The following is a 15,414-nucleotide window of genomic DNA, read 5'->3' as shown; positions in this document are numbered from 1 at the left end:
GCCGCTGGGTGGCTCGTCCGGCGCTGGTCTGCACCGGGCGGGCCCGTGTCCGTACGCCTACAGCCCGTACGAGATGCTGGGCCGCCGCTCGTGGACCTATCGCGTGGACGTATCGAACCGTCCTGTCGACTCGATGTATCGAGCCGATACATCTGGACGATAGCTCTCAGGTGACGAAGGGGCAAACGGAACACGCCGGGAACGACCGTCAGCCGTACGCTGTTGTCCCGTGCAGTTGCAGAGCGTGCTGGCGGTCCGGCACGTCTGCGCCCGCCCGCAGCTCCGACCGGGACCCCCCGGGAGCGTGTGGCGGGCAGCCACGTCCGCCGTCGGCCTACCCCCGAGGACTCCTCCGTGACCCTGCCCGGTCATCTCGACCCGCGCGGCCGGCACGGCAAGCGCCGCGCCACCAGTGCCCCGCAGCGGTCGCGCCTGATCGACTACCCGCGCAGCCACCGCCGCGGGGTGCTCAAGCTGCTGCCGTCCTGGCGGCAGGTGCTGCTGCTCGGCGTGATGGGCGCGCTGACCCTCGTCGGCGCGTTCGCCTGGGTGTACGCCCAGACGACCATCCCGGAGGCGAGCTCGGCGGCGCTGGCCCAGTCCTCGGCGGTCTACTACTCCGACGGCAAGACGCTGCTCGGGCGGCTGTCCGGCGAGCAGAACCGGACGAGCGTGCCGATCGAGAAGGTCCCCGAGTCGGTCAAGGACGCGGTGCTCGCCGCGGAGGACCGGTCGTTCTACAGCAACAGCGGCGTGTCCCCGAAGGCCATCGTGCGCGCCTTCTGGAGCAACCTCAGCAGCGACAGCCGGGGCCAGGGCGGGTCCACCATCACCCAGCAGTACGTCCGCAACTACTACAGCGACGTCGGCTCGCAGAAGACGTACCAGCGCAAGCTGCGCGAGGCCGTGCTGGCGATCAAGATCAACAAGCAGAAGTCCAAGGACGAGATCCTGCAGGACTACCTCAACACGATCTGGTGGGGCCGGCGGTCGTACGGCCTGAACGCCGCCGCGCAGGCGTGGTTCCCGCGCGGGCAGAACAGCTACCAGAAGCTGACGGTCAGCCAGGCGGCGTTCCTCGCCGGCATCATCCAGGCCCCGGACACGTTCGACTTCCAGAAGCAGGGCCTGTCCAAGGCCCAGGTGGCCGACCGCAAGGCCGCGGCCCAGCGGCGGTGGAACTACGTGCTCGACGGCATGCTCGAGCAGGGCTGGATCACCCAGGAGCAGCGCTCGCGCGCGAAGTTCCCGCTGATCGCCAGGCCGACGAAGGTCAACGCGTACAAGGGCCCGCAGGGCTACCTGCTCGACTACGTCAACGACGAGCTGCTCGCCTCGGGCCGCACCGAGCAGGAGATCGAGGGCGGGGGCCTGCGCGTCGTCACGACCTTCGACAAGGACGCCCAGGCGGCGGCGGTCAAGGCGATGGACCCCGAGGAGGGCGAGTACCCCGCGACCGACGCCGAGGGGGTGCACGCGGGCCTGGTCAGCATCGACACGCGCACCGGCGCGATCAAGGCCATGTACGGCGGGCGCGACTACCTCGACCGCCAGTTCAACGACGCGACCGCGAAGGTCCAGCCCGGCTCAACGTTCAAGCCGTTCGCCCTGGCCGCCGCGCTCGAGGACGGCAAGAGCCTCTACAGCACCTACGAGGGCAACAGCCCGATGTCGCTGCCCGGCGGCGGGTCCGTGCGCAACGAGTTCAACCAGTCGTACGGCTCCAACGTCAGCCTCCTCTCCGGGCTGCGCAGCTCGGTCAACACGGTGTTCGTCGACGAGGCGATCGACGTCGGGCCGGCCAAGGTCCGCCAGGCGATCGTGGCGTCCGGCATCCCGGACGACGCCCCCGGGCTGGAGACGAACGCCCGCATCCCGTTGGGGATCGCGTCGGTCTCCCCGCTGCAGATGGCGCTCGGCTACTCCACGTTCGCCGGGGAGGGCATGCGGCCGAAGAAGGCGTACAGCGTCCAGAAGGTGTGGGCGGTCGACGACCCCGACCGGGTCCTGATCCAGGCGCCGAAGCAGCCGGACCGCGTGCGGGTCTTCTCCCGCGACATCGCCCGTGACGTGACGTACGCGATGGAGCAGGTCGTCCGCGACGGCACCGGCACCGAGGCCCAGGGCGTGGGCACCGACGTGGCGGGCAAGACCGGGACGCACGGCGTCGACGACAAGACGCTCACCGCGTGGTTCGTCGGCTTCACGCCGGAGCTCTCGACCGCCGTGTCGTTCTACCGGGGCGAGGAGACGCAGGAGGACCTCGACGGTGTGGGCGGCCAGGACACTGCGGCATTCTTCGGAGGTGGTTATCCCGCCCGCATCTGGACCGCGTACATGAGCGCCGCCGTCGAGCTGCCCGGCTACGACGGGAACACGGACTTCCCTGATCCTGCCTACGTGAATGCGCGTTCCTGGGACCGCGACGACGACAACGGCTCCAGCGGCAGCTCGGAGTCGGGGTCCGAGCCCACCCCCACCCCGTCCAGCTCGCCGGAGCCCGCGGACGAGCCGACGCCGACGCCGTCCTCGACGCCCACCGCGCAGGAGCCGGCCCCGGCCCCGACGCCGAGCTCGGGCGGCGTGCAGCCGCCGGCGCAGTCGCCGCCGGTGGTGGAGGGTGCGGTGCCGCCGGCCGACCCGGTCGTCGGGGCCGTCCCGCCCGCAGCCGGGCAGGGCGCGCCATGACCCGGGCGGCCGAGGACGGCCTCGTCCTGCCGAGCGTGGAGGACCCGGTCGTCCGGGCCGCCAGCACGGCCATCGGCGGCCCGGCCGGCCGTCGGATGCTCAGCGAGCGGCGCTGGCTGACGCCCGTACGCGTCCTGCTGCTGCTCGCGGTGGTGACCGCGCTGCTCGCCGTGGCGGGCAAGCAGCACTGCCGGGCCGAGGGCTGGACGAGCAGCAACATGTACTTCCACGCCTGCTACAGCGACGTCCCGGCGCTCTACAGCGGCCGTGGCATGGACCAGGGGATCTTCCCCTACCTCGACGAGGCGCTGCCCGAGGGCGTGCAGCAGGTCGAGTACCCGGTGCTGACCGGGCTGCTCATGTGGCTGGAGGCGAAGCTCGTCCCGGACGGCGTGGCCGACCGGGCCACGACGTACTTCGACATCAACCTGCTCTTCGCGGTCGGCTTCCTCTTCGCCACGGTCGCCCTGACCGCGTGGACGGCCGGCCGGCGCAGGCCCTGGGACGCGGCGATGGTCGCGCTCTGCCCGGCGGCCGCGCTCGCGATGACGGTCAACTGGGACATGCTCGCCGTGGCGCTGCTGGCGGGCGGGATGTGGGCCTGGGCGCGCGACCGCCCGGCGCTGGCCGGCGTCCTCATCGGCCTCGGCACGTCGGCGAAGCTCTACCCGGCGCTGCTGCTGCTGCCGATCCTGCTGCTGGCGGTCCGCACCGGGCGCTGGCGCCCCGCGCTGCTCGCGGGCGGGACGGCAGCCTTCGTCTGGCTCGACGTCAACGTCCCGTTCATGATCGCGAACTGGGACGGCTGGTTCCGCTTCTTCAAGTTCAGCCAGGAGCGGCAGGAGGGCTTCAGCTCGATCTGGTACGCCCTCCAGCTGGCCGGCTACCCGGTTCCCGGCCTCAACGCCGTCGCCAGTGGGCTGACGGTGCTGCTCTTCGCCGCGATCGCCTGGCTCGCCCTGGCCGCGCCGCGCCGCCCGCGCCTGGCGCAGCTGACGTTCCTGGTCGTCGCCGCCTTCGTGCTGACCAACAAGGTCTACTCGCCGCAGTTCCTGCTCTGGCTCGTCCCGCTCGCGGCGCTCGCCCGCCCGCGGTGGAGGGACTACCTCGTCTGGCAGGCCGGCGAGCTCGTCCACTTCGTCGGCATCTGGCTCTACCTCGGCGCTTACGTCGACGCCGACCGAGGCCTCGGCGACAAGGCCTACATCTGGACGATCGTCGCGCACCTGGCCGGCACGCTCTGGCTGGTGGCGGTCGTCGTCCGCGACATCCTCAAGCCCGCCGACGACCCGGTGCGCGCCGACGGCATCGACGACGACCCGGGCGGCGGCACGTTCGACAAGGCCCCCGACGTCTTCGCCCTGGGGCCCGCCCCCGCTGACGCCGAGGCCCGCCCGCCGGCGCTGACCGCCCCGAGATGAGCGCAGTAGAGGACCGCGACGAGGCGTCCGCGCAGCCCGCGGGTGCCTCGGTCGCGGCCCGGCGCCGGCTCTGGCGCCCGGTGCCCGTGGGTGACCCGGTGGCGCTGCGGGAGGCGTCCGTGTCGGCCCTCTGGGTCTGGGTGGCGACCCGGCTCGGCACCTTCCTGCTCGGCTGGGTCGCGGTCTACCACTTCGTCGAGAACGAGCCGCTCGGCTCGTACGTCCGGCGCTGGGCCCAGTGGGACTGGCACCACTTCGAGTACATCGCCCGCAACGGCTACGACTCGCGGTTCGACCCGAACATCGAGGCATTCTTCCCCGGCCTGCCGCTGGTGCTGCGCGCCGTCCACGCGGTCGGCGTCGACGGGGCCCTGGCCGGGCTGCTGGTGTCCCTCGTCGCCGGGGCGTTCGCGTCGGTGGCGCTGGCCCAGCTCGGCGAGCTGGACGGGCCGCGCGGCACGGGTGAGCGCGCGGTCCTGCTGCTGACGCTGAGCCCTGCAGCGGTCTTCCTGGCAGCCGGCTACACCGAAGCGCTCTTCCTTGGATTCGCGTTGCCTGCATGGCTGTGCGCACGTCGCGGCCAGTGGTGGGCGGCGGGGCTGCTCGGCGCGGCGGCGTCGACGACGCGCGTCACCGGCCTCTTCCTCGCCGCCGCGCTCGTCGTCCAGTTCGTCACCGACCGGCCGCGCCGCGACTGGGGCCAGGCGCCCGCGCTGGTGCTCCCGTTCCTGCCGGTCCTCGGCTACATGGCCTACCTGCGCAACCTGCGCGGCCCGTGCACCCCGACGAGCGACGAGGTCTGCGGCTGGCTCGCCTGGCAGCGGGCGCAGGAGCGGGGCTGGGGCCGCAGCTTCGAGTGGCCCTGGACCGTCTTCTCGAACACCTGGGACGCCGCCTTCGGCCAGTCCCAGGCCATCGCCTTCCGCATGGACTTCCGGCTCGAGCTGCTCGCCATGGCCGTCGGGGTCGCGCTCACGGTCTACCTGCTCGTGCGCCGCGAGTGGGGCGAGGCGACGTACGTCGGGCTCAGCGTCGTGGCCCTCGGCACCTCGACGTGGTACTTCTCCACGCCGCGCGCGTCACTGCTCTGGTTCCCGCTGTGGATCGCCCTGGCCCGCGCCACCGTCCGCCGGCCGAAGCTCCTCGTGCTCTACCTCGCGGCCGTCGCCCCGCTGGCCGCGCACTGGACGATCCTCTTCGTCGACGGCCGCTGGGCCGGCTGACGCCGCGCCGCGCCACCCGGCCGGGCAGACCGGCCGCCCGCGCCCTCACCGCCCGCGCCTGGCCCTCCGCGGTGATCTTGCACGGCCGCGTCCGTTGCCCGCAGCCCCTGGGTCAGAGCCCCTCGACGACGTCGAAGCTCGTCGCGGTCATGCGGACGTCGAGGTCGACGCGGTCGCCGATGGCGGGCGGGCGCACGGAGTCGGGCAGCAGCACGAGCGAGGCCTGCATGTGCGGCGGCTCGGCGAACCAGCGCTGGCGCCCCTGCACGACGTACGGCGACAGCGTGCGGCCGCCGGCACTCAGCAGGCCGACCGCGGCCAGCTTGGCGCGCGGCAGCAGGCCGCGTACGGATCGGGGGGCCTCGAGCCCGACGCCGTGCCCGGTCCCGCCGGAGAGCACCAGCAGGTACCCGTCGCGCGTCATCCGCCGCTGGCGGTAGCCGTACGGCGTCCCGCGCCGCAGGCGGTGGATGTCGAGCACGGTGGCCGACGCGCGGAAGGCCTTGCGGTCGCCGAGCCACAGCGCCGTGCCCACCCGCGGGCGCAGCCGCACCCCGGCAGCCTTGCGGTGCAGGGACTGCAGCTTTGCGTCGAGCACGTGACTGACCCATACGGTCTCGTCCCGGCCGCTTACCCCGGCGGCCCCGAGCACGCGGGCCGCCTCGGCGACCGTGTCACCGGCCAGCGGCAGGTGCAGCGCCAAGCCGGCGCTCGGTAGCCGGCGCAGGGCATCGCGCGCCTGCTCGAGCTGGACGGCATCCAGCCCGGAGCGGTTCATCGCGGTCCGCAGCTCGACCACCACCCGGTGGTTGGAGCCGGACAGCGCCTGCACGGCCTCGACGTGCGCGACCGTGCGCAGCAGCTTCGGGTCGGGCTCGAACGGCCCGAGGCGCGGATGCCATGGGGCGAGGACGAGGACCTGCCCGGAGAAGCGCTCCCGGACCTTCTCGACCTCGGCCGGCTCCCCCACGGCGACCGTGTCGACGCCGAGACGCTGGGCCTCGGCCGCCAGCCGGGCCACCCCGAAGCCGTACCCGTTGCCCTTGATGACGGGCACCAGGCCCGGGTTGCGCTCGACGACGGTGCGCAGGTGACGCCGCCAGCGGTCCGCGTCGATGGTCAGTGCCAGGGTCACCGGGTCAGCCTCGCCGCCGGAGGTACAGGTCAAACGCCGCGTACAGCGGGCGGTTGAGCGGCAGGTCCCACTCGCCGAGGTACTCGACCGCCTCGCCGCCGGTGCCGAGCTTGAACTGGATGAGCCCGAAGTGCGGGTCCTGCGGGTCGAGCGTGTCGGTGATCCCGCGCAGGTCGTAGACGTCGCACCCGGACTCCGACGCCATCCGCATCATCTGCCACTGCACCGCGTTGCTGGGCCGGACGTCTCGTCCCTGCGTCGAGGAGGCGCCGTACGAGTACCAGGAGTGCCGGCCCACCCGCACCAGCGTCGTCGCGGCGAGGAGCCGGCCCTCGTGCCGGGCCAGCAGGAGCGCGATCCGCTCCGGGTCCTCGGCCGACATCGCGCGCCACATGCGCTGGAAGTACGGCAGCGGCCGCGGGGTGAAGCCGTCGCGCTGCGCGGTCTCGACGTACAGGGTGTGGAAGGCTGGCAGGTCCTCCAGGCCGCCCAGCTCGACGGTGACGCCCGCCTTCTCCGCCTTCCTCACGTTGCGCCGCCACAGCTGGTTGAAGCCCCTGAGCAGGTCGGCCTCGGACTTGCCGGCGAGCGGCAGCTGGAAGACGTACTGCGGCTGACCGGCGGCGAAGCCCCCCTCCGCTCGTGGCGGGCGCCAGCCCTGCCCGCGGAGCGCCGCGGCGAGCTTCGCGCCGGTCGCGGTCGTCTCGTCGGCGGGGACGGCATCCAGCTTCGTCGCCTGCCCCGTCGCGACCGCGGCCTTGAGCGTCTCCGACCCCCAGCGCCGGGTGACCACCGGCGGCCCCATGCGTACGCCGAAGGCCCCCTCGCGCCGGAGCCCGCGTACCAGCGGGTCGAGCCACTCGCCGGGAGCGTCGGCGACGGCGTCCCAGTCCAGCAGGGGCCCTTCCGGCAGGTAGGCGAGGGACCGCTTCACCCGGGGCAGCTGCCGGTAGAGGACGAGCCCGGCCCCGACGAGATGTTCCCCGTGAAACCAGCCGAGGGACTGGCCGCGCCACTCTGCCTTGACCTGCGCCCAGGACGGGGTCTGGAGAAAGCTCGCGCTGCCGCGCCGGGCGATGAACTCGAGGTGCTGCTTCGCGTCGATCGGGCGTACGTGCACGGGTGGCGACACTACCCACCCGTGCACGTCACCCGAGCTCAGCCGACGGCGACGGACACCGGGCCGTTGTAGTAGTAGCGGCCGTCGGGACCGATGACCGAGACGTTGACCATGGACGACGGGGCGACGGCGAACGAGTGCGTGGCGAACACGGCCGGGCGGCCGGCAGGCCCCGCGACGACGCCCGGCGACGTCGTGCCGTCGCCCCAGTCGATCACCGCCGACAGGCTGCTCACCGGGACGCCCGGCGCGTCGACGGTCGCGACCACGGCCGAGAGCGGACGGCCCTGCGGGAAGCGCAGGCCGGTGACCGGGGTGACCGCGACCGCTGCGGGCCCGGCGGCTGCCGGCACCGAGTAGTAGATGCTGTTCGAGGTCAGCGGCTGCGCGAGCCCGGCCGGCGTGAACCGCGCCCAGAGCCGGTGGTTGCCGGCGGCCAGGGTGACCGGGAGCGACACCGTGCCGCGCGGAAGGGCGACCTGCGTGCTCGCGACCTCGGTGTCTCCGGCGTAGAAGCGCAGTGTCCCCGCGGCGAACGGCCACTCGCCGGTGGCCTCGAGGGTGACCGGCCCGCCCAACGGGGCGGTCGTTGGCGTCACGTCGAGCCGCAGCGGATAGGGCAGCACCGTGACCGGGCGCGGAGCGGACGCCGAGGGCGTGTAGGCCGCGTCGCTCGGCGCGAACTCCGCGACGACCTCCCAGAAGCCCTGCGGGAACGACCCGGACAGGGACGCGCGGCCGTCGTCCACGGCTGCGGTGCCGAGGAGGTACCGCTATCCGGAAGACTGCCGGTAGAACGAGACCGTGCCGGCCACGCCCGGTGTGACGGCCGCCGTGACCGCCACGGCGGTCCCGAGGTACGTCGCGTAGACCGGGCTCGGCGTGACCGGCGCCAGCTCAACGGTCGTGGGTGTCGCCGCCGTGGCGGTCGGCGCGACGAGGAGCGCGCCTCCCAGCGCCAGCAGTGGAAGAAGCAGGCGAACGAGCGTCCGGTGCATGAGTTCCCCCCCGGGAATCGGCCGGGGATGCGGCGGTGGGCGGCATCCTCCGGATTGTCAGGACGAGGGGGACGCTAGACCCGATGCACCGGTTTGCACTGTTCGCCCGGTGACACTTGCGGCCGGTCGGGCCCGCTGTGCCGGTTCAGCCTGCGAGCCCTCCGCGCAGCAGCTCGATGTCGGCCGCCTGGCCCTCCACGCCGTTCGGGGTCTCCACGACGACGGGCGCCCCGGCGGCCGCGACCACCGCGACGATGGCCTCCGCGTCGATCCGCCCCGCGCCGAGATTGGCGTGGCGGTCGGCGCCGGAGCCGAAGTCGTCACGGCTGTCGTTGGCGTGCACGAGGTCGATCCGGCCGGTGATCGCCTTCACCCGGTCGACGATGCCGAGCAGCTCCTCCCCGGCGGCGTGCGCGTGGCAGGTGTCGAGGCAGAAGCCGACCCGGTCCATGTCGCAGCGGTCCGCGAGCCGCTCCCAGAGCCGGCCCAGCCGGTCGAAGGTGCGCGCCATCGCGTTGTCCCCGCCGGCGGTGTTCTCGATGAGGACCGGGATCTGCAGCTCCATGCGCTCGAACGTCTTCACCCAGTTCTCGAACCCGAGCTCGGGGTCGTCGGCCTTGAGCACGTGGCCGCCGTGCACGACGAGCGCCTTGGCCCCGACCTCTGCGGCCGCCGTCATGTGCTGGGTGAGCAGCTTGCGGCTCGGGATGCGGATCCGGTTGTTGCTCGTCGCGACGTTGATGACGTACGGCGAGTGCACGTAGAGGTCCAGCTGCGCCGCAGCGGCGGCGGCCTTGAGCGCCTCGGCGCCCCCGGCGTACCGGACCTCCGGGCCCTTCCACCCCTGCGGGTCGCCGAGGAAGAACTGCGCCAGCCCGGCCTTGCGGTCCAGGGCCGCCGCGACCGGGTCCTCCTGGTCGACATGGGCGCCGATGCGCAGCTCGCTCATGCGCCCACGGTACGGCTCGCCCCTGACGGCCTCCACCGCTCGCGCGGGGCTGTGGGCGCGCCCGGCAGCCACTCGCTGGGAGTCCACGCGCTGTGCAGAACCGGGGAGCCCGGGCGGCCGGGCCGGTACTCTGGACGCACTGCTGACGCAGTAGCCCTCCTGCCACGGAGAGACCGTGGCCGCCCGAGTCCAAAGGAGGTGGGTACCGCATGCGTCGTTACGAGCTCATGGTCATCCTCGACCCCGACCTCGAAGAGCGCACGATCGCCCCGTCGCTCGACCAGTTCCTCAACGTCATCCGTCAGGGTGGCGGCACCGTGGAGAAGGTCGACATCTGGGGCCGTCGCCGGCTCTCGTACGAGATCAAGAAGAAGCCCGAGGGCATCTACGCGGTCGTCGACCTGAACGCCGAGCCGGCTGTCGTCAAGGAGCTCGACCGCCAGCTCAACCTCAACGAGTCCGTCCTGCGCACGAAGGTCCTGCGGACCGACGCGCGCTGAGCCTGAGCCTCGCTCAGGCCCGTCCACTCCCGATCCCGAAGGAGCGCTGCCCATGGCAGGCGACACCGTCGTCACGATCGTCGGCAACCTGACCGGCGACCCCGAGCTGCGCTTCACCCCGTCCGGGGCGGCCGTGGCCAACTTCCGCGTCGCCTCGACGCCGCGGCAGTTCGACCGGCAGTCGGGTGAGTGGAAGGACATGGAGACGCTGTTCATGCAGTGCTCCGTCTGGCGCCAGGCGGCGGAGAACGTCGCCGAGTCCCTCCAGCGCGGCATGCGGGTGATCGTCACGGGCCGGCTCAAGAGCCGGACGTACGACACCAAGGAGGGCGAGAAGCGCACCGTCATCGAGCTCGAGGTCGACGAGGTCGGCCCGTCCCTTCGCTCGGCCACGGCCAAGGTCAACCGGACCAGCCGCGGCGGCGAGGGCGGCGGCGGCGGCTTCGGCGGCGGTCAGGGCGGCGGTGGCGGCTACGGCGGAGGTGGCGGCGGCTACGGCGGCGGGCAGCAGTCCGGCCCGTCCGACGACCCGTGGGCCAGCCCGCAGCAGTCCTCCGGCGGCAACGCCGGCGGTGGCGGCGGCTGGGGTGGCGGCGGGGGCGGCTCCTACAACGACGAGCCTCCCTTCTAGTCCCGCTCGCTGCTCGCAGCACCCGCTCCTGCCGCCCTGGCGGCGGGGGCAGGGCACCGCTCCGGCGGCGCCCGACGTTCGACAGGCCCTCCCGGCACAGCGCCGGGCTACCACGATGCCCGCACCAGCGGGCACGAGATGGAGCACCACGATGGCCAAGCCACCGATTCGCAAGCCGAAGAAGAAGAGCAACCCGCTCAAGGTCGCCGGCATCGAGTACGTCGACTACAAGGACACCGCGCTCCTGCGCAAGTTCATCTCCGACCGCGGCAAGATCCGCGCCCGTCGAGTGACCGGTGTCTCCGTGCAGCAGCAGCGCCAGATCGCGATCGCGATCAAGAACGCCCGCGAGATGGCGCTCCTGCCCTACACCAGCACCGCTCGCTGAGGGGAGACGACGAGATGAAGCTCATCCTCACGCAGGAGGTCTCGAACCTCGGCGCCGCCGGCGACGTGGTCGAGGTCAAGGACGGCTACGGCCGCAACTACCTGGTTCCCCAGGGCTTCGCGATGCGCTGGACGCGCGGCGCGGAGAAGCAGATCGAGGCGATCCAGCGCTCGCGCGCTGCCCGCGAGATCCGCGACCGCAGCCACGCGCAGGAGATCAAGGCCCAGCTCGAGGCGCTCAGCGTCCGGCTCTCCGCTCGTGCGGGCGCCGGCGGCCGTCTCTTCGGCTCGGTCACCGTCGCCGACGTGGTGGACGCCGTCCGCGCCGCCGGCGGCCCCGCCCTCGACAAGCGCCGCGTCGAGATCGGCACGCCGATCAAGACGGCCGGCAAGCACTCGGTCTCGGTCCGCCTGCACCCCGAGGTGTCGGCGACCGTCCCGGTCGAGGTCGTCGCGGGCTGACGCCCGTAGCGCCGTTCGAGGCCCCGTCCCCGCCACGTGCGGGGGCGGGGCCTCGTCGTCGTGCGCGCGGGCTCTCGAGCTGGAGGCTTCAACCGTCCGCGCCGTGCCTTCCCCCTCGTGGTGGCTGCCTCTGAGGAGTCAGTTGGCTGGGTTGGCTGCCCGGACGACCGCCTCGCACAACCGAGTCGCCGTCGCCGGGTGCCGGGGCGTTGCGGTGTGGTGGTGCGGCAGTCGCGGCCCGCTCGGTCCAGCCGGTCCGCGGCATGCGGCGCTGGCTGTCGTGCCGGCGGCAGTGGGCGCCGCGGCCTCGCCCGGGGTGGCGCCGCGAAGGAGTCGGTCGGCCCCGGTGGCTGCTCCACGACCTCCATGGCCGGACGATCACCGCCCTGCGCCGAGCACCATCCACCGCTCCCCGCGCGCCCGCAGGACCAGCGTGACGAGCCGCGCGCCCATGAACGCCCCGAACGCCCACCACAGGGGCACCAGCCCGCCGTCGGCCGCGAGCACCGCGAGCGCCAGCGGGGCGTACACGACGAGCGTCACGACCCCGGCCACCGCGAGGTAGCGCCCGTCCCCGGCGCCGATGAGCACCCCGTCGAGGACGAAGACGAGGGCGGCGACGGGCTGGAGCAGGGCCACGACGACCAGGGCCGAGGACAGCGCGTCCTGCACCGCGGGGTCGGAGCTGAAGACCGGGACGTACGCCCCGCGCAGCGCGAGCGCGGCGGCCCCCAGCACGACCCCGGAGACGAGCCCCCACTCGAGCGTCCGGCGCAGCACCCGGCGGGCGCGGGCGGGGTCGCCGGAGCCCAGGGCGTGCCCCACGAGCGCCTGGGCCGCGATGGCCAGGGCGTCGAGGGCGAACGCCAGGAAGCTCCACACGCTGCCGGCCACCTGGTGCGCCGCGAGCGCGACGTCGCCGCGGGGGGTGCGAGCGGCGACGTACGTCCCCAGCAGCAGGGCCGCCCGCAGGGTCAGCGTCCGGACGAGCAGCGGCACGCCGGCGGCCGCCGAGCGGCCCAGGCCGGCGGGGTGCGGCCGCAGGGGCACGTCGTGGCGGCGGGCCGCGCGCACGACGGGCAGGGCCAGGGCGGCTCCCATGGCGGTCTGGGTGAGCACGGTGCCGAGCGCGGACCCGGGAAGGCCGAGGCCGGCCGGGTAGACCAGGAGGTAGTTGAGGACCGCGTTGAGCACCCCGCCCGCCGAGGCCACGAGGAGCGGCGTGCGGGTGTCCTGGACGCCGCGCAGGACCCCCGTGGCGGCCAGCACGAGGAGCATCCCGGGCAGGCCGGTGAGGCCGATCCGCAGGTACGTGGTGGCGCCGGGGGCGACCGCCTCCGATGCGCCCAGCGCGGCGACCGCCCAGGGCGCCACGGCCTGCCCGGCGACCGCGCAGACCGCCCCGATGGCGCCGGCGAGCCAGAGCCCGTCCATGCCCTGGGCCACGGCGCCGCGCAGGTCCCCGGCGCCGGCCTGCCGGGCGACGGCGGCGGTGGTGGCGTACGCGAGGAAGACGCAGAGGCTGACGACGACGGTGAGGGCGGCCCCGGCGATGCCGAGCGCGGCGAGCGGGACGGTGCCGAGCCGGCCCACGATGGCGGAGTCGACGAGCAGGAACAGCGGCTCGGCCACCAGCGCGACGAAGGCGGGGACGGCCAGCCGGACCAGCTGGCGCTCGAGGCTCGGCTCCCCGGCGTCGCGGTCCGGGCCGGGCACGTACTGCACCAGTGCAGCCTAGGGACGGGCCTGTGCGGGAGGCGCGCGGCTCCGATTCACCGGAACGAGTTGCCGTCCACATGCGGTGAACTGGCGTCTGCGCAGGTGGGGCTCGGCGTGTCGGCTGCGGTTATCCACATATCCCCAGGGTTTTCCCCAGCCGTTGCACATTCGTGACGCGGCCTCGTCCCCAGCTGGTCCACAACCTGTGCACAGGGGCGGTTGGACCCGGAGGCGATCGTTCCCTAGCTTGTGCGTCGCTCGTCGCGGTGCTGCCGGAAGCCGTCAGCGGGGGCCGATAGTATTCGAACACACGTTCGAGCTGCTCGTCAGGGAGGTCGTCACCGGATGTCGGTCGCGGAGATCTACCCTCCGGACGAGGAGCGCTCCGGACGGCCGGCCGACCGCCTCCCCCCGCAGGACGTCGCCGCCGAGCAGTCGGTGCTCGGCGCGATGCTGCTGAGCAAGGACGCCATCGCCGACGTCGTCGAGCTGCTGCGCGGCACGGACTTCTACCGGCCGGCCCACGAGCTCATCTACGACGCGGTCCTCGACCTCTACGGCAAGGGCGAGCCGGCCGACGCGGTCACCGTCTCGGCGGAGCTGACCCGGCGCGGCGAGATCGCCCAGGTGGGCGGGGCTGCGTACCTCCACACGCTGATCTCGATGGTGCCCACCGCCGCCAACGCCGGCTACTACGCGAGCATCGTGCGCGAGCGGGCGATCCTGCGCCGGCTCGTCGAGGCCGGGACCAAGATCGTGCAGATGGGGTACGCCGGCGAGGGCGGCACCGCGGACGAGATCGTCGACGCGGCCCAGGCCGAGGTCTACGGAGTCACGGACAAGCGCACGAGCGAGGACTACGTCCCGCTGGCCGACATCATGGAGGGCGCGCTCGACGAGATCGAGGCCATCGGCTCCCGGGGCGGGGCGATGGTCGGGGTGCCGACGGGGTTCGCTGACCTGGACGAGCTGACCAACGGCCTGCACGGCGGGCAGATGATCATCATCGCGGCACGTCCGGCGATGGGGAAGTCGACGCTCGCCCTGGACTTCGCGCGGGCCGCGTCCATCAAGTCCGGGCTGACGTCGGCCTTCTTCTCCCTGGAGATGGGGCGCAACGAGATCACCATGCGCCTGCTGTCGGCGGAGGCGCGCGTGCCGCTGCACCACATGCGCACGGGCACGATGACCGACGACGACTGGAACCGGCTCGCGCGGCGCATGGGCGAGGTCTCCGAGGCGCCGATGTTCATCGACGACTCGCCGAACATGACGATGATGGAGATCCGGGCGAAGTGCCGGCGGCTGAAGCAGCGGCACGACCTCAAGCTCGTCATCGTCGACTACCTGCAGCTCATGCAGTCGGGCAAGCGCGTCGAGTCCCGCCAGCAGGAGGTCTCCGAGTTCTCCCGGTCGATGAAGCTGCTGGCCAAGGAGCTCGACGTCCCCGTCATCGCGCTCTCGCAGCTCAACCGAGGGCCGGAGCAGCGCACCGACAAGAAGCCGATGATGAGCGACCTGCGTGAGTCCGGCTCGCTCGAGCAGGACGCCGACATGGTCATGCTGCTGCACCGCGAGGACGTCTACGAGAAGGAGTCCCCGCGCGCCGGAGAGGCCGACATCATCGTGGCCAAGCACCGCAACGGCCCGACGGCGACGATCACGGTGGCGTTCCAGGGGCACTACTCGCGGTTCGTGGACATGGCGCAGGCGTAGCTGTCGACGTTGTGTTCGGCGTGCGCTTACTTGAGAAAGCGGCTCGCTCGTGAGAACGCTTGAGAATCTAGCTCACTTCCCCGCCGAACGTGCGAACGGTTGCCTGAGGGCAGCCTGTCGTACGGTCTTCAATGGAGGGACGTGCGGACGGCTGTTGTCGGCGTTTGTGGAAACTAGACGGCGGCGACTTGTCTCAGATGGTTGTCCGGTATGCCTGGTTAGCCGTCGTCCTGGAGCGGCGAGAGCACGGGGTGGAGGCCGGCCGGGACAGTCGCGGGTGGAGGAGGGAAGCGGCGTGACGAGTGGATACTGGCCGACCCGGCTCCCGACTTCAGACGGAGCGATGCGTTGCGTCGAATGAGCGGACGCGCGACCTGCGGCTACTTGTTCTATGGACGGACGGCTCGGGCCTGGCCAGGCTGGGTCGAGGTGTCCGGCGGGTCGCTCTTCTAGCGGCTGCCCACT

General features: G+C 72.7%; 14 protein-coding genes. 8 read left to right on the top strand and 6 right to left on the bottom strand.

All coding sequences use genetic code 11. From position 1 onward, the window contains the following. The first annotated feature begins 354 nt into the window (after positions 1 to 354). Genes G9H72_RS19130 through G9H72_RS19120 form a run of 3 tightly spaced genes read left to right on the top strand, consistent with a single transcriptional unit; the run spans position 355 to position 5,332 of the window. The gene (locus G9H72_RS19130; protein WP_166174147.1) at positions 355 to 2,688 is read left to right on the top strand and encodes a transglycosylase domain-containing protein; all 2,334 of its coding nucleotides are present in this window, start codon (positions 355 to 357) and stop codon (positions 2,686 to 2,688) included. Beyond that, the gene (locus tag G9H72_RS19125) at positions 2,685 to 4,109 is read left to right on the top strand and encodes a glycosyltransferase family 87 protein (RefSeq protein WP_166174145.1); all 1,425 of its coding nucleotides are present in this window, start codon (positions 2,685 to 2,687) and stop codon (positions 4,107 to 4,109) included. Before G9H72_RS19130 ends, G9H72_RS19125 begins: the two co-directional genes overlap by 4 nt. Then, positions 4,106 to 5,332 (top strand): mannosyltransferase family protein, encoded by a 1,227-nt coding sequence (locus G9H72_RS19120; protein ID WP_166174143.1) that lies wholly within the window; start codon positions 4,106 to 4,108, stop codon positions 5,330 to 5,332. The genes G9H72_RS19125 and G9H72_RS19120 overlap by 4 nt, the downstream gene beginning before the upstream one ends. 112 nt (positions 5,333 to 5,444) lie before the next feature. Here G9H72_RS19120 and G9H72_RS19115 read toward each other — a convergent pair whose 3' ends face one another. The 5 genes from G9H72_RS19115 to G9H72_RS19095 all read right to left on the bottom strand — a co-directional run bounded on the left by G9H72_RS19115 (position 5,445) and on the right by G9H72_RS19095 (position 9,534). Continuing rightward, on the bottom strand, positions 5,445 to 6,467 hold the full coding sequence (locus tag G9H72_RS19115) for an alanine racemase (protein WP_166174141.1): 1,023 nt from the start codon (positions 6,465 to 6,467) through the stop codon (positions 5,445 to 5,447). Positions 6,468 to 6,471: 4 nt separating this feature from the next. Further along, entirely contained in the window at positions 6,472 to 7,587 is a 1,116-nt protein-coding gene (locus G9H72_RS19110) for a lipid II:glycine glycyltransferase FemX (protein WP_166174139.1), read from the bottom strand. A 38-nt stretch (positions 7,588 to 7,625) separates the two neighbouring features. Next, positions 7,626 to 8,336: an Ig-like domain-containing protein gene (locus tag G9H72_RS19105; protein WP_166174137.1), complete on the bottom strand. Its 711-nt coding sequence runs from the start codon at positions 8,334 to 8,336 to the stop codon at positions 7,626 to 7,628. Positions 8,337 to 8,360: 24 nt separating this feature from the next. Then, positions 8,361 to 8,585 (bottom strand): hypothetical protein, encoded by a 225-nt coding sequence (locus tag G9H72_RS19100; RefSeq protein WP_166174135.1) that lies wholly within the window; start codon positions 8,583 to 8,585, stop codon positions 8,361 to 8,363. Between the two features lie 145 nt (positions 8,586 to 8,730). Then, positions 8,731 to 9,534, bottom strand: coding sequence for a deoxyribonuclease IV (locus G9H72_RS19095; RefSeq protein WP_166174133.1), 804 nt, complete (start codon positions 9,532 to 9,534; stop codon positions 8,731 to 8,733). 209 nt (positions 9,535 to 9,743) lie between these two features. Here G9H72_RS19095 and rpsF point away from each other — a divergent pair, with 209 nt between their 5' ends. The 4 genes from rpsF (at position 9,744) to rplI (ending at position 11,514) form a co-directional block, all read left to right on the top strand. Then, the gene (gene rpsF / locus G9H72_RS19090; protein WP_166174131.1) at positions 9,744 to 10,034 is read left to right on the top strand and encodes a 30S ribosomal protein S6; all 291 of its coding nucleotides are present in this window, start codon (positions 9,744 to 9,746) and stop codon (positions 10,032 to 10,034) included. A gap of 52 nt (positions 10,035 to 10,086) precedes the next feature. Then, entirely contained in the window at positions 10,087 to 10,665 is a 579-nt protein-coding gene (locus G9H72_RS19085) for a single-stranded DNA-binding protein (RefSeq protein ID WP_166174129.1), read from the top strand. A 151-nt stretch (positions 10,666 to 10,816) separates the two neighbouring features. Next, positions 10,817 to 11,053 (top strand): 30S ribosomal protein S18, encoded by a 237-nt coding sequence (rpsR, locus tag G9H72_RS19080; RefSeq protein WP_166174127.1) that lies wholly within the window; start codon positions 10,817 to 10,819, stop codon positions 11,051 to 11,053. Positions 11,054 to 11,067: 14 nt separating this feature from the next. Then, on the top strand, positions 11,068 to 11,514 hold the full coding sequence (gene rplI, locus G9H72_RS19075; protein WP_166174125.1) for a 50S ribosomal protein L9: 447 nt from the start codon (positions 11,068 to 11,070) through the stop codon (positions 11,512 to 11,514). Between the two features lie 378 nt (positions 11,515 to 11,892). Here the strand turns inward: rplI and G9H72_RS19070 are convergent, their stop codons facing one another. Further along, positions 11,893 to 13,239, bottom strand: coding sequence for an MATE family efflux transporter (locus G9H72_RS19070; protein WP_331272428.1), 1,347 nt, complete (start codon positions 13,237 to 13,239; stop codon positions 11,893 to 11,895). A gap of 339 nt (positions 13,240 to 13,578) precedes the next feature. Between G9H72_RS19070 and dnaB the strand changes: the two genes are divergently transcribed. Further along, the gene (gene dnaB, locus G9H72_RS19065; protein ID WP_166174123.1) at positions 13,579 to 14,949 is read left to right on the top strand and encodes a replicative DNA helicase; all 1,371 of its coding nucleotides are present in this window, start codon (positions 13,579 to 13,581) and stop codon (positions 14,947 to 14,949) included. The last annotated feature ends 465 nt before the right edge of the window (positions 14,950 to 15,414 follow it).

The organism is Motilibacter aurantiacus (assembly GCF_011250645.1).
Classification (GTDB): Bacteria; Actinomycetota; Actinomycetes; order Motilibacterales; family Motilibacteraceae; genus Motilibacter_A; species Motilibacter_A aurantiacus.
Note: the sequence above shows the minus strand (reverse complement) of the source record. Positions and strands in the feature narration are given on the sequence as shown.